Source organism: Streptomyces sp. NPDC005799, assembly GCF_040630525.1.
In the GTDB taxonomy this organism is placed as follows: domain Bacteria; phylum Actinomycetota; class Actinomycetes; order Streptomycetales; family Streptomycetaceae; genus Streptomyces; species Streptomyces griseorubiginosus_B.
In genome coordinates this window covers 42,450-66,294 of the sequence record NZ_JBEXXQ010000003.1, presented here as the reverse complement: position 1 = coordinate 66,294, position 23,845 = coordinate 42,450, and the positions used below count along the sequence as shown (strand labels likewise).

Annotated in this window: 20 protein-coding genes and 1 pseudogene; 9 read left to right on the top strand and 12 right to left on the bottom strand. The window is 73.8% G+C overall.

Going from position 1 to position 23,845, the window contains the following annotated elements; translation table 11 throughout:
- Positions 1–97 precede the first annotated feature (97 nt).
- Together ABZ453_RS03960 and ABZ453_RS03955 are read right to left on the bottom strand one after the other, a co-directional pair.
- A complete protein-coding gene (locus tag ABZ453_RS03960; RefSeq protein WP_359011755.1) occupies positions 98–1,600 on the bottom strand; it encodes an acyl-CoA carboxylase subunit beta in 1,503 nt (500 codons plus the stop codon).
- Between the two features lie 224 nt (positions 1,601–1,824).
- Positions 1,825–2,346, bottom strand: coding sequence for a CGNR zinc finger domain-containing protein (locus ABZ453_RS03955; protein WP_359011286.1), 522 nt, complete (start codon positions 2,344–2,346; stop codon positions 1,825–1,827).
- A 26-nt stretch (positions 2,347–2,372) separates the two neighbouring features.
- Between ABZ453_RS03955 and ABZ453_RS03950 the strand changes: the two genes are divergently transcribed.
- On the top strand, positions 2,373–2,867 hold the full coding sequence (locus ABZ453_RS03950; RefSeq protein WP_359011284.1) for a GNAT family N-acetyltransferase: 495 nt from the start codon (positions 2,373–2,375) through the stop codon (positions 2,865–2,867).
- 147 nt (positions 2,868–3,014) lie between these two features.
- On the opposite strand, the gene ABZ453_RS03945 is transcribed toward ABZ453_RS03950, so the two are convergent.
- Positions 3,015–3,914 (bottom strand): amidohydrolase, encoded by a 900-nt coding sequence (locus ABZ453_RS03945; protein ID WP_359011282.1) that lies wholly within the window; start codon positions 3,912–3,914, stop codon positions 3,015–3,017.
- A 112-nt stretch (positions 3,915–4,026) separates the two neighbouring features.
- On the opposite strand from ABZ453_RS03945, the gene ABZ453_RS03940 reads away from it, so the two are divergent.
- A complete protein-coding gene (locus tag ABZ453_RS03940) occupies positions 4,027–5,193 on the top strand; it encodes a cytochrome P450 (RefSeq protein WP_359011280.1) in 1,167 nt (388 codons plus the stop codon).
- 52 nt (positions 5,194–5,245) lie between these two features.
- A complete protein-coding gene (locus ABZ453_RS03935) occupies positions 5,246–6,451 on the top strand; it encodes a cysteine desulfurase-like protein (RefSeq protein ID WP_359011278.1) in 1,206 nt (401 codons plus the stop codon).
- A gap of 5 nt (positions 6,452–6,456) precedes the next feature.
- Here the strand turns inward: ABZ453_RS03935 and ABZ453_RS03930 are convergent, their stop codons facing one another.
- Together ABZ453_RS03930 and ABZ453_RS03925 are read right to left on the bottom strand one after the other, a co-directional pair.
- Complete coding sequence (locus tag ABZ453_RS03930) at positions 6,457–7,278, bottom strand: DUF1684 domain-containing protein (protein WP_359011276.1); 822 nt, start codon at positions 7,276–7,278, stop codon at positions 6,457–6,459.
- A gap of 96 nt (positions 7,279–7,374) precedes the next feature.
- Positions 7,375–7,983: a nucleoside deaminase gene (locus ABZ453_RS03925; protein WP_359011274.1), complete on the bottom strand. Its 609-nt coding sequence runs from the start codon at positions 7,981–7,983 to the stop codon at positions 7,375–7,377.
- A gap of 184 nt (positions 7,984–8,167) precedes the next feature.
- Here ABZ453_RS03925 and ABZ453_RS03920 point away from each other — a divergent pair, with 184 nt between their 5' ends.
- Positions 8,168–11,338, top strand: a complete 3,171-nt coding sequence (locus tag ABZ453_RS03920; protein WP_359011272.1) for an amidohydrolase family protein — start codon at positions 8,168–8,170, stop codon at positions 11,336–11,338.
- Between the two features lie 214 nt (positions 11,339–11,552).
- On the opposite strand, the pseudogene ABZ453_RS03915 reads toward ABZ453_RS03920, so the two are convergent.
- From ABZ453_RS03915 to manD, 3 genes and pseudogenes are all read right to left on the bottom strand, one after another.
- Positions 11,553–11,666 (bottom strand): annotated as a pseudogene (locus tag ABZ453_RS03915) (L-idonate 5-dehydrogenase); the annotation flags it as partial.
- A 116-nt stretch (positions 11,667–11,782) separates the two neighbouring features.
- Positions 11,783–13,135, bottom strand: a complete 1,353-nt coding sequence (locus ABZ453_RS03910; protein WP_359011270.1) for a mannitol dehydrogenase family protein — start codon at positions 13,133–13,135, stop codon at positions 11,783–11,785.
- Positions 13,132–14,340, bottom strand: a complete 1,209-nt coding sequence (gene manD / locus ABZ453_RS03905) for a D-mannonate dehydratase ManD (protein WP_359011268.1) — start codon at positions 14,338–14,340, stop codon at positions 13,132–13,134. The genes ABZ453_RS03910 and manD overlap by 4 nt, the downstream gene beginning before the upstream one ends.
- A gap of 111 nt (positions 14,341–14,451) precedes the next feature.
- On the opposite strand from manD, the gene ABZ453_RS03900 reads away from it, so the two are divergent.
- On the top strand, positions 14,452–15,165 hold the full coding sequence (locus ABZ453_RS03900) for a GntR family transcriptional regulator (RefSeq protein WP_359011266.1): 714 nt from the start codon (positions 14,452–14,454) through the stop codon (positions 15,163–15,165).
- A 10-nt stretch (positions 15,166–15,175) separates the two neighbouring features.
- Here ABZ453_RS03900 and ABZ453_RS03895 read toward each other — a convergent pair whose 3' ends face one another.
- The 3 genes from ABZ453_RS03895 to ABZ453_RS03885 form a co-directional block, all read right to left on the bottom strand.
- Entirely contained in the window at positions 15,176–16,435 is a 1,260-nt protein-coding gene (locus tag ABZ453_RS03895) for a VWA-like domain-containing protein (RefSeq protein WP_359011264.1), read from the bottom strand.
- Positions 16,432–17,655 (bottom strand): AAA family ATPase, encoded by a 1,224-nt coding sequence (locus tag ABZ453_RS03890; protein ID WP_359011262.1) that lies wholly within the window; start codon positions 17,653–17,655, stop codon positions 16,432–16,434. Before ABZ453_RS03890 ends, ABZ453_RS03895 begins: the two co-directional genes overlap by 4 nt.
- A gap of 68 nt (positions 17,656–17,723) precedes the next feature.
- Positions 17,724–19,127: a hypothetical protein gene (locus tag ABZ453_RS03885; protein ID WP_359011260.1), complete on the bottom strand. Its 1,404-nt coding sequence runs from the start codon at positions 19,125–19,127 to the stop codon at positions 17,724–17,726.
- Between the two features lie 179 nt (positions 19,128–19,306).
- Here ABZ453_RS03885 and ABZ453_RS03880 point away from each other — a divergent pair, with 179 nt between their 5' ends.
- From ABZ453_RS03880 to ABZ453_RS03870, 3 genes are all read left to right on the top strand, one after another.
- Positions 19,307–20,209 (top strand): TIGR01777 family oxidoreductase, encoded by a 903-nt coding sequence (locus tag ABZ453_RS03880; RefSeq protein ID WP_359011258.1) that lies wholly within the window; start codon positions 19,307–19,309, stop codon positions 20,207–20,209.
- 105 nt (positions 20,210–20,314) lie between these two features.
- Positions 20,315–20,524 (top strand): hypothetical protein, encoded by a 210-nt coding sequence (locus ABZ453_RS03875; protein WP_359011256.1) that lies wholly within the window; start codon positions 20,315–20,317, stop codon positions 20,522–20,524.
- Between the two features lie 13 nt (positions 20,525–20,537).
- The gene (locus ABZ453_RS03870; protein ID WP_359011254.1) at positions 20,538–21,917 is read left to right on the top strand and encodes a VOC family protein; all 1,380 of its coding nucleotides are present in this window, start codon (positions 20,538–20,540) and stop codon (positions 21,915–21,917) included.
- A gap of 6 nt (positions 21,918–21,923) precedes the next feature.
- Here the strand turns inward: ABZ453_RS03870 and ABZ453_RS03865 are convergent, their stop codons facing one another.
- Positions 21,924–22,727: an EamA family transporter gene (locus tag ABZ453_RS03865; protein ID WP_359011753.1), complete on the bottom strand. Its 804-nt coding sequence runs from the start codon at positions 22,725–22,727 to the stop codon at positions 21,924–21,926.
- A 155-nt stretch (positions 22,728–22,882) separates the two neighbouring features.
- Between ABZ453_RS03865 and ABZ453_RS03860 the strand changes: the two genes are divergently transcribed.
- A complete protein-coding gene (locus ABZ453_RS03860) occupies positions 22,883–23,740 on the top strand; it encodes a LysR family transcriptional regulator (protein ID WP_359011252.1) in 858 nt (285 codons plus the stop codon).
- Positions 23,741–23,845 lie beyond the last annotated feature (105 nt).

Sequence of the window (23,845 nt, the reverse complement as noted above, 5' to 3'; positions counted from 1 at the left end):
AGTGGGGGGCGGAGCGGGGTGGTGCGAAGGACCCGGAGAGTTCTCGCGCGCACGCGGCCGATTCGGAGCGGTCAGAGCCCCGGCGCGGCCAGTGCGGTCAGAGCGGGATGTTGCCGTGCCTGCGCTGGGGCATCGGGGCGCGCTTGCCGCGCAGGGTGCGCAGGGCGCGGCAGATGTGGGCGCGGGTCTCGTGCGGGGCGATCACCGCGTCGACGTAGCCGCGTTCGGCGGCCGGGTAGGGGGTCCCGTAGGTGGATTCGTACGCGGCGACGAGACGGGCGCGCAGGGCCTCGGGGTCGGCGGCGGCGGCCAGTTCGCGCCGGTGCAGCACGCCGACGGCGCCCTCCGCGCCCATGACGGCGATACGGGCCGTCGGCCAGGCGAGGTTGACGTCGGCGCCGAGGTGCTTGGAGCCCATCACGGCGTATCCGCCGCCGTACGCCTTGCGCACGACCACGGTGACCTTCGGGACGGTCGCCTCGGCGTAGGCGTACAGGAGTTTGGCGCCCCGCCGGATGATGCCGGCCCGCTCCTGGCCGACGCCGGAGAGATAGCCGGGGACGTCGGCGAAGGTCAGCAGGGGGATGCCGAACGCGTCGCAGAACCGTACGAAACGCGCCGCCTTCTCGGAGGCGTCGATGTCCAGGACACCGGCGGAGTGCAGCGGCTGGTTGGCGACGATCCCGACGGTGGCGCCCTCGACCCGGCCCAGCGCGCAGACGATGTTGGGCGCGAACAGCTCCTGGACGTACAGGAGTTCACCGTCGTCGACGACCGCGTGCAGGATCTCGCGCATGTCGTAGGCCTGGCCCGTGCGGTCCGGGACCACCTCGTCGAGGAGGCCGCCGTCGGCGACGGCGCCGGGCGCGTACTCCGGGGGCCGCTCGAGGTTGTTGGCGGGCAGGTACGACAGCAGGTCGCGCACGGTGTCGAGGGCGTCCTCCTCGTCGGCGGCGAGGAAGTGGGCGTTGCCGTTGACGGTGTTGCTGGCCCGCGCGCCGCCCAGCTCCTCGGCGGTGGTGCGCTCGCCCGTGACCGCCTCGATGACGTCCGGGCCGGTGACGAACATGTGCGAGGCACCGTCCACCATCACGGTGAAGTCGGTGATGGCGGGCGAGTAGGCGGCGCCGCCCGCGCACGGGCCGAGGATGACCGAGATCTGTGGGATCACGCCGGAGGCCTGCACATTGCGGCGCACCAGCTCGGCGTAGAGCGCGAGCGAGGCGACGCCCTCCTGGATACGGGCGCCGCCGGAGTCGTTGAGGCCGACGACCGGGCAGCCGGTCTTCAGCGCGAGGTCCATCAGGGCCACCACCTTCTCGCCGAAGGCCTCGCCCATGCTGCCGCCGAAGACCGTGGAGTCCTGGGCGAACACGCATACGGTCCGTCCGTCGACCGTGCCGCACCCGGTGACGACCCCGTCTCCGTAGGGGCGCTGCGCGCCGTCGCCGGTGGGCCGGGCCCGGACGAAGAGGCCGGTCTCGGTGAAGGAGCCCTCGTCGAGCAGCCGTCCGATCCGCTCCCGCGCGCCGAGCGCGCCCCGTCTTCTCGGCACACCGGTGATCACCGCCTGGGCCCGGCGGTCCTCCAGGTCCGCGATGCGCCGGGCGGTGCGGTCCGCCGTGGGTGCCGTCGGCGCGGTCGCCGTCGCCGGTGCCGTCCTGCTCGCTCGGGATGTCGTCGCCTCTCGCGTCACAGCCACCTCCGAAGTTGCTTTCGAATATGGCAGCGAAATGGGTGCGGGATTGGACGATCCCTGTTCTGTTTGCGGGAGTTGAGTCCCCGGGGAGGGAAGGTTCGTCCTGAGGTGACAACGCGTCGGCGTCAGGCGGTCGTACGGGCCCGATGACGGCGTACCGCGTCGCGGTTGGCACAGCGCTGGGAGCAGTAGCGCTGCCGGCCGGTGCGGGAGGTGTCGGCGAAGATCGTGGCGCACCCGGCCACGGCGCAGCGGCGCAGCCGGTGCATGCCGCGGCCTGCCAGATGCAGGGCGGTGCCGACGGAGATCAGGGACAACAGCAGTGATCCGAGGGAAAGTTCGGGGTCGCGGTAGTGCACGTGCCAGCCGCTCCCGGCGTGGTTGGTCAGCCGCGGATACGCGGCGGCCCTCGCCAGCATGGCGTTGAGCAGTTCGGCGCGCTCGCCCTCGTCCTCGGCGTCGACGACCTTCTCCCAGGCGTCCAGCGCCTCCTCCGCTCGGGCCAGGTCGTGCGGGGTGACCGGGCGCTCCAGTACCAGCCCGGCGGCCCGGCAGCGGTCCGCGAGCTCCTCGGCGTCGGCGGGGCGCCGGTTGGCGAGATCCGCGGCGAGCTTCACGGCATCCTCGCCGTAAGGGTTGAGATGCATAAGACCATTACAGCAGTCTGGTCGGCATGGGACAACGCCCCGACAACGCATCGGCCGTACGGCAGGCCGTGGAGTACGACCTCGTGGAGCTGCTGCGGCTGCGCGCCCTGCTCTTCGAGGACCTCGGCGGAGACTTCTTCAACCCGGCCTCGGCGGACGGCGGTTGGCTGGACGCCCTGGCCGTGGTCCTCAAGGAACAGTTGACCGACGACACCGTGCGCGTCCTCGTGGTGGACGGCGACGACGGCGGGCTCGCGGCCTGCGGGATCGGCACGATCGAACAACGACTGCCCGGCCCGCACCTGACCAACGGCCGCATCGGCCACGTCGTCGGCGTGATCACCGACCCGTCCCACCGGCGCCGCGGGCACAGCCGAGCGATCATGCGCGCCCTGCAGGACTGGTTCCGCGACCGCGAAGCCTCCCGCGTCGACCTGTACGCCTCCCGGGAAGGCGAACCCCTCTACCGAGAGCTGGGCTTCACCGACCATCCCGACCCGGCCCTGTACTGGCGCCCATGAGTCCGGCTCGCGGGGTGTACATCGGCATCCTGCCGGTCCAGGCGACAGCGACCGCCTGGCGGCGCCGCTCGCCGTGCGCCGGGCCGAGCGGCGGATGTCGGGGGGCGCGGCCGGGTGGTGGAAGGTTCGGTGACGTGCTGAGCCCCGTCAGTCGCCTCCCTTGAGCAGGCGTCGGGGGTTGTCGACCCTGAAGGCGTATGCCGCGGCTCCGCCCAGGCCGAAGCCGGGGTGGTGCGGGGGCTCGGCGTAGGGGCGGTCCGAGCCCTGGACGACCGCGTCCACGCCCAGGGCGCGGACGACGGATTCGACCGCGCGGGGGCCGTAGGAGGACGTCTCGACGAACACCTTCGGGTCGACCCCGTTCTCCCCGTCGCCGCGGGCGGCGAAGCGTTCGCCATGGAGCGGGGCGAGGCCGGCGAGGAGGGCGAAGCAGACGCGGAGGCGAGGGTGGCGGGGGCGGCCGAAGGCGCGGAAGGCGAACCAGGCGGCATGCATCTGCTGGACGTAGGGGACCATGGCCGGCCACCACCCGGGGCCGGCGGATCCGCCGGGCGCGGGGCCGGGGTGCACGAAGAGGGGCAGGTCACGCTCCTGAAGCAGGTCGAGCAGCGGGGCGCAGCGCGCGTAGCCGGCCGCGTCGGCGAGGGCGTCGGCCGGGAGCTGGAGGCCGACGAAGCCCTGGTCGAGGTCCTTGGCGGTGACGGCCGCGTCGACGTCCCGTACGCAGGCCGCGGCCCACGCGCCGAACGGCTCGGGCAGCGCGGCCGCGCCCTCGTGATAGGCGTCGAGCAGGGGCCGTGCCGCGGCCGCCGGCAGCCACTCCACACCGATCGGCGTGGACAGGGAGACCAGCGCCCGGCCGAGGCCGTCGGCGGCGGCCAGCTCAGCACGCCGGGCGATGTCGTGGTCGCCCGGCCGGACCGCGAAGGGCGGCTCGCCCTCCAGATGGAGAGTCCAGCCGTCCAGGTAAGGCGGCTCGCGACGCGCGCGCAGGGCCGCCACCAGCGACGGGGTCCACAGATGCTGGTGCACGTCCACAGTGGTCATGACGCTCCTCCCGCCAAGGCCCAGTGTCCTCCTGACCTGGCCGCTGGGACCGCTCGGCCCCGTTGTTAGGCTGAGCCGTGATCGGTTTCCCACCGCCCGGCCGGAACGCGCGATGAGCGCCGTCGATACCTTCCCCCTCGGCGCCTCCACCACGCTCGCCGAACTCGCCGACGATCCGCATCCGCGCCTCGCGCTGCTGCGGGCGCACGAGCCGGTGTCCTGGCTGCCCGAACTGGACGGCTGGCTGGTGACCCGCCGCGACCTCGCCCTGAGCGTCATGCGGGACGGCACGACCTTCACCGTCGACGACCCCCGCTTCTCCACCGCCCGGGTCGTCGGCCCCAGCATGCTCTCCCTGGACGGCGCCGACCACACTCGCCACCGCGACCCCTTCGCCGCTCCCTTCCGCCCCCGGGCGGTGCGCGACGGCTTCGCCGCCTTCATCGAGGAGGAGACCGACCGGCTGATCACCTCCCTCGCACCCGCGGGCGCCGGGGAACTGCGCCGCGCCTTCGCCGGACCTCTCGCGGTGGCCGTCGTGACCCAGGCCCTCGGACTGGCCGGTACGACCACGGAAACAGTCCTGACCTGGTACGACACCATTGTGCGGGCGGTCTCGGACATCACCGCCGGACTGGACCCGGGCACCTCCGGCGACCAGGCCTACGCCCAGCTGCGGGGCGCCGTCGAGGCCACCGTCGCCGACCCGGACACGTCCTCGCTGCTCGCTGCCGCCGCCGGACGGCTGACGGTGCCCGAGGTGGCCTCCAACGCGGCCGTGCTGATGTTCGGCGGCATCGAGACCACCGAGGCGATGATCACCAACGCGCTGCTCCACCTGCTCGGCGACCCCGGTCAACTCGCCCTGGTGAAGGACGACTTCGACCTGTTGGACGGCGCGATGGAGGAGTCGCTGCGCCTGGAGCCCGGCGCGGCGGTCGTGGACCGCTACGCCACCCGCGACACCGTCCTCGGCCCGGCCGCCATCCGCCGCGGCGACCTGGTCACCGTCTCCCTGGCCGGCGCCAACCGCGACCCGGCCGTCTTCCCCGACCCCGACCGCTTCGACATCCGCCGCCCAGATGCCCGCCTGCAACTGGCCTTCGCCCACGGACCCCACCACTGCCTCGCCGCCCACCTCGCCCGCCTGGAGACCCGCATCGCCCTCCAGCGCCTGCTGGAACGCCTCCCCGCCCTCCGCCTCGACCCGGACCGCCCCGCGAGCCCCCACGGCCTGGTCTTCCGCAAGCCGCCCGCCCTGCACGTGCTGTGGTCGTGACACGCTGAGGCGACCGCGGCACGCACCCACCCGGAACCGACAGGAGCTCCCCGTGACGTTCGACATCACCGCCCTCCGCTCCCAGTTCCCGGCCCTGGCCGCCGGCGTCGCCCACTTCGACGGACCCGGCGGCACCCAGACCCCCGAGCCGGTCATCCGGGCGATCGCCGACGCCCTCGCGAACCCCCTGTCCAACCGCGGCCACACCGCGCCCGGCGAGCGCAACGCCGAGACCATCGTCACCGAGGCCCGCCGGGCCCTGGCCGACCTGCTGGGGGCGCGGCCGTCCGGCATCGTCTTCGGCCGCAGCGCCACACAGCTGACGTACGACTTCTCCCGGACCCTCGCCAAGACCTGGGCGCCCGGCGACGAGGTCGTCGTCACCCGGCTCGACCACGACGCCAACATCCGCCCCTGGGTGCAGGCCGCGGCCCAGGCCGGCGCCACCGTGCGCTGGGCCGACTTCGACCCGGCCACCGGTGAGCTGACCGTCGACGACGTCCGGGCCGTGCTGTCCGGGCGCACCCGGCTGGTCGCCGTCACCGCCGCCTCCAACCTGATCGGCACCCGCCCGGCGATCCCCGAGATCGCCCGACTGGCGCACGAGGCCGGTGCGTTGGCCTACGTCGACGGCGTCCACCACACCGCCCACTCCCTGGTGGACCTGGAGTCGCTCGGCGCCGACTTCTACGTCTGCTCGCCCTACAAGTTCCTCGGCCCGCACCACGGAGTCCTCGCCGCCCGGCCGGAGTTGCTCGAGACCCTGTGGCCGGACAAGCTGCTGCCGTCCACCGACGCGGTCCCCGAGCGCTTCGAACTGGGCACCCTGCCCTACGAGTTCCTGGCCGGCACCCGGGCGGCGGTCGACTTCCTCGCCGGCCTCGACACCGCTGCCGCGGGAGGCCGACGCGAGCGCCTGGCCGCCGCCTGCACCGCCCTGGAGGCGCACGAACACGTCCTGCGCACACAGATCGACAAGGGCCTCGCCGCCCTCGACGGCGTCGTCGTGCACTCCAGGGCCGCCGACCGCACCCCCACCGTGCTGCTGACCTTCGAACAGCACAGCACGGTGGACGCCTACGCCTTCCTCGCCGAGCGCGGCGTCCACGCCCCCTCCGGTTCCTTCTACGCCATAGAGGCCTCTCGCCGCCTGGGCCTCGGCGACACCGGCGGCCTGCGCGTGGGGCTCGCGCCGTACAACAGCGCGGAGGACGTCGACCGGCTGCTGACCGGGCTGTCCGACTTCCTCGCGCGGTAGTCCCGTCAGGGCTGCCCGCCACGCTCCAACGGGATCCTCTCGCCGGCCTCGACCGCGACCGGCAGACGGTTCTCGGCCGGCGGCAGCGGGCAGGTGGCCAGGTCCGTGTAGGCGCAGGGCAGGTTGGCGGCGCGGTTGAAGTCGACCGTCACCCCGCCCCCGGCGTCGGGAGCGGCGATCTGCAGGGCGCGGTTGGCCGCGTACGTGGTCACGCCGGAGGTCTCGTCGGTGAACAGCACCATCAGCGCGCCGGGCTCCCCGCCATTGAAGGCGGTGAGCCGGTACGCGGTGCCGTCCAGCTCGAACTCGACCCGCCCGGGGGAGTCGTACACGTGCTCGAGACCCTCGACGGCGGCGCCCACGGTCACCGGGCGCGGCGCGTCGAAGGGCAGGAAGCGGCCGGTGAGGGCCCAGCGCGGGTCGGGCTCGTAGGCGGGCGTGAAGGTGAAGGCCGTACGCAGCGCGTTCTCGGGGTGACGGGGCCGCAGGATGTCGTGGCCGCCGCGCTTGGCGACCTCGATCACCGCGTCGCCCCAGCCGACGTAGACGCTCGCGCGCTCGGCGAGTACGCCGAAGTCGTGACGGCCGCGCACGACCTGCCCGTCCACCGTCACCTCCTCGCCCTCGTCGAGTTCGACGACCACGCCGTCGCCCGTGCCGGCCCAGGCGCCCGGCGCGTCCTCGAAGCGGGTGGGCTCCTCGGTCAGCCAGCGGAGGCTGGTGATCGCGAGGAAGCCGTGCGGGGCGGAGAGCACGGCCTCCTTCCGCCGGTGCCACTCCTCCCACTCCTGGACGAAGCTCACGCGGTCGACGTCTTGGACGGTCATGATGGTTCCCTCTCGCTGCACGGGCTCGTGCCGGGTGCAACCGTCGCGCTGAGGCAAGGTCATCCTGGCTGATGTTGCAATCGTATGAAATGGGCGTCAGTCGGATCCCCCGCGGGCGTTGTAGAGCGTGATCTCACCGGCGTCGATGGCCTCGCGGTAGCCGCGGAACACCGCGATCGCCTCCTCGCGGAGCACATCTCCCGTGACCTTGATGCCGCGCGCCTCGAACTGCTCGGCCCAGTCGTCGGGCAGGGGGCCCTCGTCGAAGGTGGTGAGCCGCTCCAGTTCCTCTCCGGCACCGGCCACCACCAGCCCCCGCACCCCGGACCACAGTGCGGCCCCGTAACACTGCACGCACGGACGCCAGTTGACGACCAGCTCATGGGCCGGCAGGCCCTCGGCGCCGAGATCCCAGCCGCCGATCGCGGTCTGGGCCAGCGCGAGCGCGAGGACCTCGGCGTGGGCGCTGGAGATGTCGGAGGCGAGGACGACGTTCACCCCGACCGAGACGATCCGGCCGGTGTCCTCCTCGGCCACGAGCGCCGCGAACGGGCCGCCGTCGCCCGCACGCCAGTTGCGGTCGGCCAGCCGGTGCACGAGCCGCATGCGATCCTCACGACCGGGGACGGCGGCGGGCACGTCCGCCAGCTCGTCCTCGATCCAGGCCGGCAGCGAGAGGCGGTACTCGCCGGCGATGTAAATCATGCTGTGACTTTCTGTCCGGGGCGGTCGGTACCGCCGTGACGACGGGACACAGGGTGCCGGGTCCCCATCTCCGACCGTTCGAGGCGCCGGCCGTGGATCAGTGGCGCGATCACCGTCACCCTGCGCGGTCGACCTCGTACCGTTTGTTGCGTCCGAGGTGGCGGTTACGACAGGGTGTTCTGTCATGGACCGTGACTGGAGCCCCACCTTCCGTCCGACCCGCCGTCAACTCCTCGCCGCCGCAGGCGCCGTGCCCCTCGTGGGCGTGGCCCCCGCGGCGGTGGCACGACAGCGCACCGGCGCCCCCTCCCTGACCTTCACCCGGGCCACCAACGGCTCGGCGACCCTCGCCGGCGACCATCTGGTCGCCGAAGTGCAGGGCACCCTGTGGTCCCTGCCCCGCACCGGCGGTACGGCCCGCCCGCTGACCCCGGCCGACCTGGAGCCCAACCGGCCCATCCACGCACCGGACGGCGAGCTCATCGCCTTCTGCGCCTACCGGGACGGCGGATTCCACCTCTGGACCGTCCGCCCCGACGGCTCCGACCTGCGGCGCCGCACCGAAGGGCCCTGGGACGACCGCGGCCCGGCCTGGTCGCCCGACGGCACCCGGCTCGCCTTCTCCTCCGAACGCGGCGGCGACCCGGTCGCCGGCAGCCCGTACCGCATCCACGTCCTCGACCTGCGCACCGGCCGCATCACCCGCGTCACCGGCCTGACCGGCCAGGACGGCCCCCTCCAGGACGGAGCGTGGGAGGACTTCGACCCCACCTGGACACCGGACGGCACCCACATCCTGTTCGTCCGCGCGAAGACCGTCACCACCTCCCTGGGGCTCACCGTGGAGGCCCGGACCATCGCCGTCGTCCGGGCCGACGGCCAGGACGCGGTCGCCGTCCGGTACACCGAGCCCGAGGCCGCCCAGGTCATGACCCCCGCCGTGGCCCTGGACGGCCGCCTCGCCCACCTGCGCACGACCGCCGCCCCGAACGCCTCCTGCACCCTCGTCGTCGACGGCCACCCGGTCGCGCTCACCGGCGACCTCGCGCCGGTGCCCCCGCGCTGGACGCCCCGGGGCGAGCTGCTCCTCACCGTCGACGGCGCCTTCACCCTCGTACGACCGGACAGCCCGGCGCACCCGGAGATCCTGCCCTTCGAGGGCACCCTGCCGGTGCGGCGGCCGCGGTACCGGACGAAGGAGTACGACCTGGGGGAGGGGCGGGCCCGTCCCGTGCGCGGCATTCATCTGCCGGCGCTCTCGCCCGACGGCCGGCAGATCGCCTTCGCCGCCCTCAACTCGCTCTGGCTGGCGGCGAGTTCGGGCGGGCGTCCGCCGCGGCGACTGCACACGGCCTCCTCCACCCGCTATCTGCTGGCCCCTTCGTGGGCGCCGGACGGGCAGTCGCTCGTGTACGCCGACGACCGCGACGGGCTGCTCGGCGTCCACCGCCACGATCTGGCCACCGGCGAGGAGACCGCGCTCGCGACCGGGGGCCGGGTGCATCCGGCGCTGTCGCCCGACGGGCAGCGGCTCGCCTGCCTCGACATGACCGGCCGGCTCCTCGTCCGCGACCTGACCTCCGGCGAGGAACGCGTCCTGGCCGCGCCGCTGGGCGCCGGCGGACTGCCCGGCCGCCCCAGCTGGTCGCCGGACGGCCGCCACGTCGCCCTGTGCGACCGCAACCGGCTCAACTCCCGTTTCCGGGAGGGCTACAACCTCCTCCGGATCGTCGACACCACTGACGGTGCGGACCGTTTGCACGCGGTGGCGCCCCACACCTCCGTCTCCGACCGCTACGACTCCGGGCCGGTCTGGTCGCCCGACGGGCGCTGGATGGCCGTGATCGTGGAGTCAGCGCTGTGCCTGCTGCCCGTCGACCCCGACGGCACCCCGAGCGGCGAACCCCGCACCCTCACCACCGAACCGGCCGACCACCCCTCCTGGTCAGCCGATTCCACCACCCTGCTCTACCTCTCCGCCGGACGCCTCCGTCTCATCGGTGTCGACGGCGGCCCCGCCCGCACCGTCCGTGTCCCCCTGGACGCGCCAAGACCCACACCCGCGGACCTCGTGGTGCATGCCGGGCGCCTGTGGGACGGCACCGGCGAGACGACCCGCGAGGACGTGGACATCGTGGTGAGCGGCGGACGTATCGCCGCGGTCGAGCCGCACCGGTCAGGACGACGGGCGGCGCTGCGCCGGGTCGACGCCTCCGGCCGCACCGTGATTCCCGGCCTGTGGGACACCCACACCCACCCCTGGCAGAGCACCTACGGCGGCCGCCAGACCGTCGGCCAGCTCACCTACGGCATCACCACGGCCGTCTCACTGGGCGGCTTCGCCTACGAACAGGCCCGGCTGCGCGAGGCGGTGGCCACCGGACAGCTCGCCGGACCCCGACTGCTGACCACCGGCGAACTCCTCGACGGGGCGCGTGTCGCCTACAGCATGGGCCGCGCCCACCGGACCAGGCACGGACTGCTGCGCTCGCTGGAGCGGGGTGAGGCGCTGGACTGGGACTTCGTGAAGACGTATGTGCGGGCGCCGGCCTGGGTGATGGCGGAAGCGGCCCGTTTCGCCCACGAGCGGCTCGGTGTCCGCGCGGGAAGTCATCTGCTCTCGCCCGGCGTCGAGGTCGGCCAGGACCTGACGACTCATCTGCAGGCCACCCAGCGCGCCGAGTTCGGACATGCCGTCACCGCGACGGGCCGCGTCCACCAGGACGTCGTGGAGATCTACACCGCGCGCGGAGTGCGCTTCTCGATGATCGCCACCCCCTTCACCGCCGTCCCCCTGCTCGGCGCGGACCCCGCCCTCGCCGACGATCCCCGGGTCACGGTGGTGATGCCGCCGTGGGACTCGGCGACCGTCAAGCAGTCGGCCGGTGTCGCGCCCACCGCGGCCCAACTCGCCACCCTGCGCACGGAGACCGACGTCTACCGGCGGATCCTGGCCGCCGGCGGACTCGTCGCGCTCGGCACGGACCAGCCGCTCGTCCCCGTCGGCCTCTCCCTCCACCTCGGCCTGCGCGCCCTGCACCGCGGCGGCCTCTCCCCGGCCCAGGCCCTGCGCACGGCGACCGTCCTGCCCGCCCGGCTCTTCGGCCTCGACCGGGACCTCGGCACCGTGGAGGAGGGCAGGCTGGCGGACCTGACGGTCGTCGACGGCGACCCGTTCACGGACTTCGACACCCTCGTACGTACCGTCGCGGTACTGAGGGGCGGAGTGCCCTACACCACCGAGGAGTTGACCGCCGCCTTCGAGCCGGCCGCCCGGAGCACGGCCGAAGCCGAGGAGGACTGGCTCGCGATGGGGAGGCTGATGCGCAGGGACGCCTGCTGCGACGCCCACTGACCCGCAAACCTCAGGGGGCCGCCCGAGCGGGGAGCACGGAAAGGAGGTGGGTGATCAACGGCGTCAGGTCCAGGCCGTCCCGCAGGGTGCGCGGCGCGTCGTCGATATCCTCCACGAAACGGTAGGGGCCGACCCAGGTGATCTCCCGGGTGACCAGATCACCGTGGGCGGCGGGCGCCAGGTCGGCGGCGATGACCCGGGCCCCGCGATGCCGGGCGGCGACGAGGGAGCCCATCGGACCGCAGCCGTTGACCAGCACGGTACGTCCCCGCAGGTCGCGCACGCGGCCCACGGCGTGCAGCGCGACGGCCGAGGACACGGCCAGCGCCCCTGCTGGGGGTCCACGCCGTCCTGGGGAAGGCCGCCGTCGCCGACGAATCAGGCGGGTGCACGGTGCCCTTCACCGTGAACTCCGTTGTTCGGGGACTGGGGTGGAGCGGGGGATCAGAGCTCGACGCGGCCGGCACGCAGGGCGGGGAGCCGGTCGGTGATCGCGGTGGTGAGGGTGTCGTCGTCCGCCAGGTCCCCGGCTCCGGCGGCCCGCAACAGGGCCGGCAGCGGTGCCGGTGCGGCATGCGACGCCCAGGCGGCGAGGGCGAGTTCGAGGACCGGTGTCCGGGCGCCGCGGGCGCGCAGCTCGCGCAGTGCGGGCAGCCAGCGCTCCCTGACCTTCAGCGGGCCGTCGGTGGCGATCTGCCGCAGCAGGTGTCGCATGGCGGGGTTGCGGAACCGCAGGACGAGATCGTCGGCGTAGGCGAGCGGATCCGGACCGCCGGCGGGGAGCGTCGGGGCGATTTCGGCGCACAGGGCCCGCACCAGACGCTCGCCCCAGTCGGTGGCCATGGTCTCGGCGACGGTGGTCAGCCCGGCGGCGGCACCCAGGTAGGCCAGAGCCGAGTGGGAGCCGTTCAGCATGCGCAGTTTGGTGAGTTGATACGGCGTCACGTCGGGAACGAACAGGGCGCCGTCCCGCTCCCAGGGCGGCCGGGGCGCGGCGAAGGAATCCTCCAGGACCCACTGCCGGTACGGCTCCGCGGTGACGGCCAGGGCGTCGGTCATCCCGAGCGCTTCCCGGGCCGCCGCCAGATCGGCCTCCCCGGTCGCGGGCACGATCCGGTCCACGACCGTCGCGGGGAAGGCGACGGCCTCGGCCATCCGGTCCAGGATCGCCGCGCGGTCGGGCCAGCTCGACGCCCGCACGAAGTCGTGCACGACCCGCGCCGACGCGGCCCCGTTGTCCGCCATGTTGTCGCAGGACACGACACTGATCGGCGCGGCGCCTGCCCGCATCCGCGCCGCCAGTCCGGCGGCCAGCCGTCCCACCACCGTGGTGAGCGGCCCCGCGGGGTCCGCCGCGAGGTCGGCGGCGACGGCGTCCGTGTCCAGCCCGCCGGTCAGCGGCGACCGGTAATAGCCCTTCTCGGTCACCGTCAGCGTCACGACCGTCACCTCGGGGTCGGTGAACAGGGCGTCGACGGCCTTGGCGTCCGGGCCCATGGCCAGCGCGCCGACGATCGAGCCGACGATCCGCGTGTGGTTGCCCTCCGGCCGCCGTTCGGTGAGGGAGTACAGGCAGTCCTGCTCCCGCAGGGCGGCTGCCACGTCCGTCGAGTGGGGTGCCACGGCGGTGATGCCCCAGGGTTCGCCGGCATGCTCGGTGTAGACGGCCTGGTGTGCGCGATGGAAGGCGCCGAGGCCGAAGTGGACGAGGCGGGTGCGCAGATGCGCCGGGTCGACCGAGGGGCGCAGCTCGGCGGGGAGGCGGGAGACCGTCGTACGGTTCAGTGGGGCGCTCACCAGTCGTGCACCGAGCCGTCGAGGCGGCGCGCGACCGGGAGACAGCGCCGCTGGTAGGGGAAGCGCCCGGCGGCCTCGTCGTCGTACTCGACGCCCAGACCCGGCTCCTCGGAGGGATGCAGCATGCCGTCGGCGAAGGCGACGCCCGTGTGGAACACCTCGGCGGTCTCGGCGGGGTGCCCCATGTGTTCCTGGATGCCGAAGTTCGGTACGGCGAGGTCCAGATGGACGGCGGCGGCGATGCTGACCGGGGAGAGGTCGGTCGCCCCGTGGGAGCCGGTGCGCACCTGGTGGAGGGCGGCGAGGTCGAAGATGCGGCGCAGGTGCGTGATGCCGCCCGCGTGCACGACGGTCGTGCGGACGTAGTCGATGAGCTGCTGGGTGATGAGGTGCTGGACGTCCCAGATCGAGTTCATCACCTCGCCCACCGCGATCGGTGTGGTGGTGTGCTCGCGGATGAGGCGGAAGGACTCCTGGTTCTCGGCCGGGGTCGGGTCCTCCATCCAGAACAGCCGGCACGCCTCGACACTCCTGCCGAAGCGTGCCGCCTCGATCGGGGTCAGCCGGTGGTGCACGTCGTGCAGGAGGTGGAAGCCGAAGCCGAACCGTTCGCGCACGGCCTCCAGATAGGAGGGCGCGAAACCGAGGTAGGCCTCGGTGTCCCAGGGCTGCTCCTCGGGCAGGTCGGTGGCGGCGGGCTCGTACACCGCGCCCTTGCGCACGCCGTACGTCCCCCCGACCCCCGGCACGGCGGCCTGTGCGCGGACGGCCCGGTAGCCCAGCTCCAGATAGCGCTGGACGTCGTCCAGCAGGGAGGGCACGTCGGTGCCGCTGGCGTGGGAGTAGACGAGGACGCCGTCGCGGGAGCGACCGCCGAGCAGCTGGTAGACGGGCAGCCCGGCCACCTTGCCCTTGATGTCCCACAGGGCGGTGTCCACGGCGGAGATCGCGGTCATGGTCACCGGGCCGCGCCGCCAGTAGGCGCCCTTGTAGAGGTACTGCCACATGTCCTCGATGCGGGCCGGGTCCCGGCCGATCAGCAGCGGGACCACGTGGTCGCTCAGATAGCTCGCGACGGCCAGCTCGCGTCCGTTGAGGGTCGCGTCGCCGAGTCCGGTCACCCCGTCGCTGGTGGTGACGCGCAACGTGACGAAGGCGCGCCCGGGGGACGCGACGAGCACCGCGGCCCGCTCGATCGTGCTCACTTGCGGCTCCCGTCTTGTCGTACAGTGCTTGTATACAAGCATCTGTCGCGCAGGCGGGCAATACCGCTTCCGCCGCGCTTCAGGGTCCGGAGCGCTACGTAGGATGTGCACATGGCCCAATCGAACGGGCGGCGGACGAGTCGGCGCGACATCTATCTCAGGCTGCGTCAGATGGTCCTGACCCTTGACCTCGCCCCGGGCGCCGCCCTCTCGGAGAACGAGCTCGCCGCGTCCCTCGGCGTCAGCCGCACCCCGGTGCGGGAGAGCCTGATCCTGCTGGCCCAGGAGGGACTGGTGCAGGTCTTCCCGAAGATCGGGTCGTTCGTGTCCCGGGTGGACCCGGGACAGGTCGCCGACGCGCAGTTCCTGCGGGAGGCCGTGGAACTCGCCTCTCTGGAGGACCTGCCCGAGCGGCTCGACGCCGAGGTCGCGGAGGAGCTGTGGGACAACCTCCGGCGGCAGCGCGGCACGGGCCTGGACCTGGAGGAGTTCTTCGCCCTGGACGAGGCCTTCCACCAGGGCCTGATGCGGCTGAGCGGGCACGGCAACGTGTGGACCACGGTCGCCGCCGCCAAGGGCCACCTCGACCGGGCCCGGCGGCTCGGCCTGCACGAGAACGAGTCGCCGGCCGTCTTCGCCGACCAGCACCACGAGATCCTCGCCGCCGTCGTCGTCGGTGACATCGCCCTCGCCCGCACCGCCATGCGCGCCCATCTGCGGGCCGTCTTCGACGACATCGAGCGCATCCGCGCGCATTCACCCGAACTCTTCGCCACCGGCACCCCGACCGTCCCGGTGCGCCGCAACGTAGTCGTCTGGGAGTGACCCCTCCCGCTCAGTGCCCGATCTCCACCACCCGGGCCCAGGCGGGCGGCGCGAGAGGTACGTAGTCCGGGTCCTCCTCGTCCCACGAGCCACCCGACCGGGAGAACAGCCCCACCACGGTCCGGCAGGCCGGCCGGGCCTCGGGCCACGGTGTCTGCCCGTCGGTCAGGGCCACGACGACATCGGGGCGCGGACGCGTCCGCAGCGCCGTGGCGAAGCCGGTGCGCAGATCCGTGCCCCCGCCGCCGAGCAGCGGGATGCCCTCGCCGCGGCACAGGGGGTGCGCGATCCGGGCCGCCGCGTCGCACGGCACCACCGTGACCAGGTCGCGCCGGCCGCCCACGGCACGGGAGATCGCGGCCACCTCCAGCAGGGCGCTGCCCAGTTCGGCGTCGCTGACCGAACCGGACGTGTCGATGATCACCGACACCCGGGGCGGCCGGCGCCGGAGACTCGGCAGCACCACCCCGGGCACCCCCGCCGAGCGCCGCGCCGGTCGGCCGTAGGAGTAGTCCTCGCCGGCACCGGCCCCGGACGCCGCCGACCGCACCGCGGCACCCAGCAACTCCCGCCACGGCTGCGGCGGATGGAACGCCTCCTCGGCCCACCGCCGCCAGCCCTCCGGCGCGTGGCCAGGGCGGCCCTTGATCCCCTGCGCCACCCGATAGCGCACCCCGTCCTGTTCCTGCCGGCTCAGCGCGTGCGCCCCGTCGGGGCCCAGCTCCCACTCCCGCTCCAGCCCGTCGGCGCCGCTGCCGCAGTCCAGCCAGGCCATCTCCTGCAACCGCGGACCGAGCCGGAACAGGCGCAGGTAGTCCTCCATGAGCTGTCCGGCGGGCAGCTGCAACAGCCCCGGGTGGGCGGCGCCCCGGGGCCAGGCCAGCCCGTCGCCGTAGATGTCGTCGTTGATCTCGAAGTCCGCGGCGATGTTCATGCGCAGTCGCTCGCCCGGTCCGGACAGCCCGAGCTGCTTCGCGACCCGGTCGCTGCGTCCGTGATGGTCGCGCAGCAGGTGCGACACCTCGTGCACCCACACCCCGGCCAGCTCCTCCACCGGCATCCGGTCCACGAACGCCGGTGAGACATAGCACCGCCAGTACCGGTCCACCGACATCGTCGGCACCTGCGGAGACTCCACGGTGTGCAGCGCGAACAGGGCCGTCGCCAGATAGGGGCGGGCGCGGGCGGCCTGCAGCCGGGCCGCGTAGAGCTTGTCGACATCCAGCGCCCCCGACTCAGGACCCGGCGGCCCCGGCGCCTCGGTGGTCATCGCCGCCCCGGCTTCGCCGCCGCCGTCCGCGCCGCCGCCCGGTCCGCCCGCCGGGAGAGGGCCACCACCCCGGCCAACTGCTCGATCGACTCGGGCACTTCCCAGTCCTGCTGCCGCAGCGAGGCGAGCGTGGTCGCGGGGACGACGACCAGGTCGGGCGCGCCGGTCTCCATGGCCCGTACGAGCAGCGCCCACGCGGCGTCCCAGCGGGACCGGTTCGGCCGGGCGCGCACCGCGGCCACCACTCCGTCCAGTGCGGCCTGACGCAGGTCGCCCCGCTCGGGCAGGACGGCCCCCGCCGGGTCCGCGAGCAGCATCTCCGGATCGGGGAGGTCCATACGGTCCACGCTCGCCAGCAGCTCCAGCCCCGGCCCGTCACCCACGGTTCCGCGGACCAGAAGGGACAGCACGTCCCGCGAGGAACCGGCGGCGGTCGCGAACGCGATCAGCCGCAGCGTCATCTCCCAGCTGCGCGGCGACGGCCAGGCACCGCCCCGCCGGGTCTCGCTGCCCGGCAACTGGTGTACCAGCTTGGGCCGGGCGGCCAGCAGCCCGCACACCGCGCGCCGGGCGAAGTCCACGGCGTCGGCCAGCAGTTCGGGATCGAGCCGCGGCAGCGTCGCCACGGGCCAGGTGCCGCCCAGGCCGCGCACGACGACCTCGTGGTCGTGGGTCCACTGCAGATGCACGAACCGGTTGGCCAGCGGCGGGCTCAGCTCCCAGCCGTCGGCGGCCGAGGAACGTGGGTTGGCGGCGGCCACGATCCGTACGCCGGGCGGCAGTTGGAGCGCCCCGATGCGCCGCTCCAGCACCAGCCGGAGCAGCGCGGCCTGCACGGCGGGCGGCGCGGTGGACAGCTCGTCCAGGAACAGCAGTCCGCGCCCGGCCCGTACCAGCCGCACGGCCCAGTCCGGCGGAGCCATCGGCACGCCCTGCTCGGCGGGATCGTCGCCGACGATGGGCAGTCCGGAGAAGTCGGAGGGCTCGTGCACGCTGGCGATCACCGTGGTGAGCGGGAGGTCCAGGGCGGCGGCGAGCTGGGTCAGGGCGGCGGTCTTGCCGATCCCCGGCTCACCCCACAGCAGGACCGGCAGATCGGCGGCGACGGCCAGGGTCAGGGCCTCCAGCTGGATGTCGGGCCGGGGTTCGGTGGTGTTCGCGCGCAGGAGCGTCAACAGCTCGTCGGCGACGTCGAGTTGACCGGTGGTGGAAGACGGCATGGATGATCACCTTTTCAAGTCGGGTCGGCATCGTGGAAGGGCTCGGCGAAGACCGGGACGGTGTCCCGTCAGCGGAGCAGGCAGTCGCGCGGGTGCGAGCGATAGGCGCCCGGGCGGCGCACACGCGGGCGCACCCGTCCGGGTGGCGGGCCGATGAGCCCCGCCCGGTAGAGGCCGTACGTGATCCGCCGCCGCGCCGCGTCCTCCAGCGCGTCCCGCAGGGCGCCCTCGCGCAGCACCGCGTCCGGGCCCAACAGGCCCTCCACGACGGCCAGCGCGCCGGCGGTGTCACCGTGGTCGAGGCGTTCGCGGACGCCGGCGAGACAGTCGGGGCGGCGGTGGGCCCGGTCGATGGCCTGGAGGCAGGGCAGGGGCGTGCCGGTCAGCGCGGCCAGCAGCTCCTCGCGGCGGATCTCGGCCGGGTCGTGGTCCAGCGGCGCCAGCACGCCGTCGACGAGGCCGATACGATGCCGGGCTCCCCGGCACTCCACGACGTGCGCCCGGCCGGTCCGCTCATCGTCAGCGGCCGGGGTGACGGGTGCCCGCTCCGGTACGAGCGTCCGGGCGACGAGCGGATGCAGGCGATCGGCGTCGATCGCACCGGCTCGGACCAGTTCGAGGTCGGGCAGCACCCAGGTCGCGGCGTCGGGCAGGACCGGCAGCCCCGAACCACCGCCTTCGGTCACCGCCGCGACACGCCAACCGGAAGGCCCGGCACCGTCCGCGTCCGCGACGACGCGCAGCACCAGCCGGCACCGACGCGCGATCCGCACCAGGACGGCCCCGGCCCCCGGGGCCCCGCCCCGGCCGTCGGCCAGGAGCAGCGCCCCCGCTTCCGCCGCCCACCGGTCGACGGCGCACGGGTGCTCGAGCGCCACCGCCCGCAGGGCATCCGGACATGGCCGCCCGTCATGGTGGCGATCCGCACCGCACCGCGCCCGCAACTCGCCCGCACTGCGCGCATCCCACAGATGGCGATGCAGGTCCAGACGGAACCGCGGGCTGGGGTGAGGATGTGGATGACGGCAGGCGTCGGCGTCCGGCCGGGAACCGTCCCACAGGCCGAGGCTGATCCGCTGTCCGGCGTCCGCCCAGGCGGGCGGGGTCCGGACCACGAGATGCAGGGGACGGGGGCGGCCCGAGACCTCGTAGCGGGCCAGCGCGATCGTCAGCGCCGGGCGCAGCAGTCCGTCCGGGGCGATCCTCGGCATGTGCCAGCGCAGCAGGTCGGGTGCCAGATGCCGTAGATCCGCGCGGAGTCGGGCCGCGAGGTCACGGCCGTGGGCACGGGCCACGGAACGCAGGTCGAGGTCGACGTCGACGCGCGCGGCGGCGCACGCGCCGGCCCAGTCCCCGGCGAGGCGGCGGGCGGTCGCGGTCTCGATCATGGCGGGCGGCACGGCGAACTCGCGCACGCGCAGCCACAGGGAGAGGCGGGAATCCCCGTTCGCGAAGTGGGGGTGAGTGGCCATCAGCACTCACCTGACGCGGACGGGACCCCCAATCTGTCAGCAGAAGGAGTCATCGCCGGGAGCGTAGCCTCCGGCCGTCGTGACCCGCCAACGCTTTTCCGTGTGTGTGCGTTAGGCTGATCTTATTGCTTGAAATATCAAACAGATGGGTGCCGCGCGCCCGGATCGAGGTCGGTTCCATGCATGTCGTCATCAGCGGTTCATCGGGGTTGATCGGCGGTGCCCTCGCCGCGTCGCTGATCGCCGACGGTCACCGGGTGACCCGGCTGGTCCGCCGGGAGCCGCAGATCCGGGCCGACGGGAGCGAGGAGGCGCGCTGGGAGCCGCGGGCCGGTGGCGTGGATCCGGCGGTGCTGGACGGGGCCGACGCCGTCGTCGGACTGGCCGGAGCGGGGGTCGGCGACCGGCGCTGGACGGCCGCGTACAAGGCACGGATCCGGGAGAGCCGGGTACGCGGCGCCGGCGCCCTCGCCACGGCGATCGGCGACTGCGCGAAGCCCCCGGCGGTGTTCGTGTCGGGCTCCGCGGTCGGTTACTACGGCGAGACCGGCCAGGACGTCGTGGACGAGTCCGCGCTGCCGGGGCAGGACTTCCTGGCCGGTGTGTGCCAGGAGTGGGAGGCGGCGGCCGGCGGTGCACGGGCGGCCGGGACGCGGGTGGTGACGACCCGGTTCGGGATCGTCGTGTCGGCGAAGGGCGGTGCGATGGGACGGCTGCTGCCCCTGGCCCGGGCGGGACTCGGCGGCCGGCTGGGCGACGGACACCAGTACTGGAGCCATATCTCGCTGCCCGACACGGTCCGTGCCCTGCGGCACCTCATCGACAGCGAGACGGTCGCCGGCCCGGTCAACATGACCACCCCGCACCCCGCGACCAACCGCGAGATCACCGCCGCCATCGGCAGGGCGCTGCACCGCCCCACGATCCTGCCCGTCCCCGCCTTCGCCCTCCGCCTGGCCCTGGGCGAGTTCGCCGACGGCATCCTGATGAGCCAGCGGGTGCTGCCGGCACGCCTCCTGGAATCCGGGTTCACCTTCGAACACCCGACGTTCGAGGAGGCCGTGACGGCGGCGGTGCGCTGAGGCTTCCGCCAGGGGGTGCCCGCCCGCCGCTTGGTGACGCAGCTCCCTGGGCTGCCGCCGAATGCGGTGGCCGTCCCCCCGCGCGGGGCCCTAACCTCGGCGTTCGTGAACGACGACGGACCGGACGACACCAAGACCGGCGCGCGCGTGCCCTGCCGCCGGGGCGGGAAGCGCGAACGCGTCGAGCGGGACATCGACGACGTGGGCCGCGACGACTTCCTCGTCCATCGAGGACGGCGCCACGACGTCGCCGTGCTGTCCCTGCTCCGGCCCGAGTGGGAGGCACTGGAGCGACCGCGGGCCTGGGACCTGTGAGAGGAGCCCGCCGATGATCAGCCAGTGGCGGCTGCGCGCCGCCTTCGCCGCCCGGCTCTCCGAGATGTACGGCCGTGAGGTGCCCGCCTACACCACGCTGGTGGACGTCTCCCGCGAGGTGAACGAGGACGTCCTGCGCGCCCGGGGCGCCGACGCCGAACGCCTCGGCTCCATCGGCCGCGTCACCGCGGAACGCCACGGCGCCATCCGCGTCGGCACCCCCGCCGAACTCGCCCAGGTCGCCCGGATCTTCGGCGCTCTCGGCATGCACCCGGTCGGCTTCTACGACCTGCGCGATGCGGCCGCCAGCGCGGTGCCCGTCGTGTCGACCGCGTTCCGGCCCGTCGACGGCGAGGAGTTGGCCCGCAACCCCTTCCGCGTCTTCACCTCCCTGCTCACCCCGGCCGACCCGCGCTTCTTCGACACCGGTCTGCGCGCCCGCCTGGAGACCTTCCTCGCCGGCCGCGAACTGTTCCCGCCGGAGCTGCTCACCCTGGCCGACCGCGCGGAGGCGGAGCACGGACTGCCCGACGAGGCCGCCGAACGCTTTCTCCAACTCGCCGTATCCGCTTTCGAGTTGTCGGCCGACCCGATCGACAGGGCGTGGTACGAGACGCTGGAGCGGGTCTCCGCCGTCGCCGCCGACATCGGCGGTGTGCGCAGCACCCACATCAACCACCTCACCCCGCGGGTCCTGGACATCGACGAGCTGTACCGCCGGATGACCGAGCACGGCATCGAGATGATCGACACCGTCCAGGGCCCGCCCGCCTGGCGGGGCCCCGACGTCCTGCTGCGCCAGACCTCCTTCCGGGCCCTGGCCGAACACCGCGCCCTGCGCCTCCCGGACGGCACCGTCACCCAAGGAGCCCTGCGGGTCCGCTTCGGCGAGGTCGAGGCGCGCGGCATCGCCCTGACCCGCGAGGGCCGCTCCCTCTACGACAGCCTGCTCGGCCGCATCGACGAGCGGCTCGCCCGGGACCCCGGGGCACAGCGCTCCGAAGTGGCCCGCGCCGTCTGGGAGAAACACCTGCCTGCCACCGAACAGGAGCTGGCCGAGCGGAAGTTGGCGTACTTCACCTACGAAGTCGTGGACGAACGGCCCCGCGACGGCCGCCGCCCGCCCGCCGACCTCGCGGCCCTGGTCTCCGGCGGCTGGCTGCGCGCCACACCCATCGTCTACGAGGACTTCCTGCCCCGCTCCGCCGCCGGGATCTTCCAGTCCAACCTCAGCGGCGAGGGCTCCCGGGACAACGCGCGGGAGGGCATCGCCTACGACGCCGCCTGGTTGTCCGGTGCCGTCGGCCGCGAGGTCCTGGACCCCTTCAGCCTCTACGAACAGCAGCAGAACCGGTCCGTAGACCGGGTCAGCCGCGAACTGGGTCTCCGCTGAGGCGGCTCACCGGCTTCTGGAGAGGATGCTCAGCGCGTTCGCGGCGACGACCGCGCCGATGCCCGCCCACTCCGCCCACCCCGGACGCTGCCCGAGACCGACCAGGCCGACGACGGCGGCCAGGACCGGGTTGACGCTCATGAACAGGCCGAACGCCTGCGCCGGGACCCGGCGGAGGGTGAACAGGTCCGCCAGATAGGGCACCGCCGAGGACAGCACCCCGGCCGCCACGGCGCACCCCACCGCCGAGGCCGTCGGCGGCTGCCGCAGCACCAGCACCACACCGACCGGCAGGAACAGCACGGCGGACACGCCGGCCGCCGCAGCGGACCCCTGGGCGCCGGGGAGACGTCGGCCGACGGTGCGGTTGAGCAGGATGTACGAGGCCCAGCAGACGGCGGCGAGGAGACCGAGCCCGAGGCCGACGTAGTCCGTCGAGGGCCGCGGGCGCATCAGCGTGACGGCCCCGGCCGCCGCGATCACCGCGCAGCAGGCGTCCACCCGGCGCCGCGCGGCGGCCAGCGCGACGGTGAGCGGGCCGAGGAACTCCAGCGTCACCGCGAGCCCGAGGCCGACCCGGTCGATGGCGGTGTACAGCGACAGGTTCATCGTACCGAACACCACGGCCAGCAGCAGTACCGGCTGCCACTGCCGCCAGGTGAAGGTCCGCGGGCGGGGCCGGCCGACGGCCAGGAGGACGAGCGCGGCGACGTACTGCCGGACGGCCACCACCCCGAGCGGACCGAGCACCGGGAAGGCGAGGGAGCCGATCGCCGCACCGGTCTGGTTGGACAGACCGCTGCCGGCCATGGTGACGACGCCCGCGAACCGCCGCGCGGAAGGGCGGGCCGGGGCGGAGGCCGTGCGGGCCGGTGGGAGCGTGCGTACGGGTCGCATGGGCCGATGATGGGACGAGCCGGTGCATGCGCAAAATGCGTGCGGTGCCCGATCCATACGCTGGAGTCATGGATGTGGAGCTGAGGCAGTTGCGGTGCCTCGTCGCGATCGTCGACGAGGGCACCTTCACCGACGCGGCCATCGCCCTGGACGTCTCCCAGGCGGCCGTGTCCCGCACGCTGGCCTCGCTGGAACGGGCCCTGGGGGTACGGCTGCTCCGGCGCACCTCGCGCGAAGTGACGCCCACCGCAGCCGGGTTGAGGGTGCTGGCGCACGCCCGGCGGGTGCTCGGCGAGGTCTGCGAACTCGTCCGCGCCGCCACCTCGGACCACACCAGCCTGCGGATCGGTTACGCCTGGTCGGCGGTCGGCCGGCACACCGCGGCCTTCCAACGCCGCTGGGCCGCGGCCCACCCCGAGACCGACCTGCACCTGGTCCGGGTCAACACCGCGACGGCCGGACTGGCCGAGGGCAGCTGCGAACTCGCCGTCGTACGCAGGCCGTTGGGCGACGACCGGCGCTTCGACACCGCCATCGTGGGCCTGGAGCGACGGCTGTGCGCCCTGGCCGCGGACGACCCGCTCGCCCGGCGCCGTTCAGTGCGGCTCGCCGACCTCAGCGATCGCACGCTGCTCGTCGACCGGCGTACCGGCACGACCACCGCAGACCTGTGGCCGCCCGACGCCCGTCCGGCCACCGAGGAGACCCACGACGTCGACGACTGGCTCAACGTCATCGCCGGGGGCCGGCGCATCGGCATGACGGCCGAGTCCACCGCCCACCAGTACCCCCGCCCCGGCGTGGTCTACCGGCCCGTCCGTGACGCCGAGCCCATCGCCGTACGCCTGGCCTGGTGGCACGACGACGCCCACCCGGCGACTCCGGCGGCCGTCGAACTGCTCACGGAGCTGTACCGGGACGGCTGAGCGCCGGCGGGGGCGGGGGGGGGGGGCCCGGCCGGCCGCCCGTACCGGGCGGGGAAGCCGTGGGGCCCAACCCCGGCCGGGAAAGCCCCGGGCCCGCCACGCGCC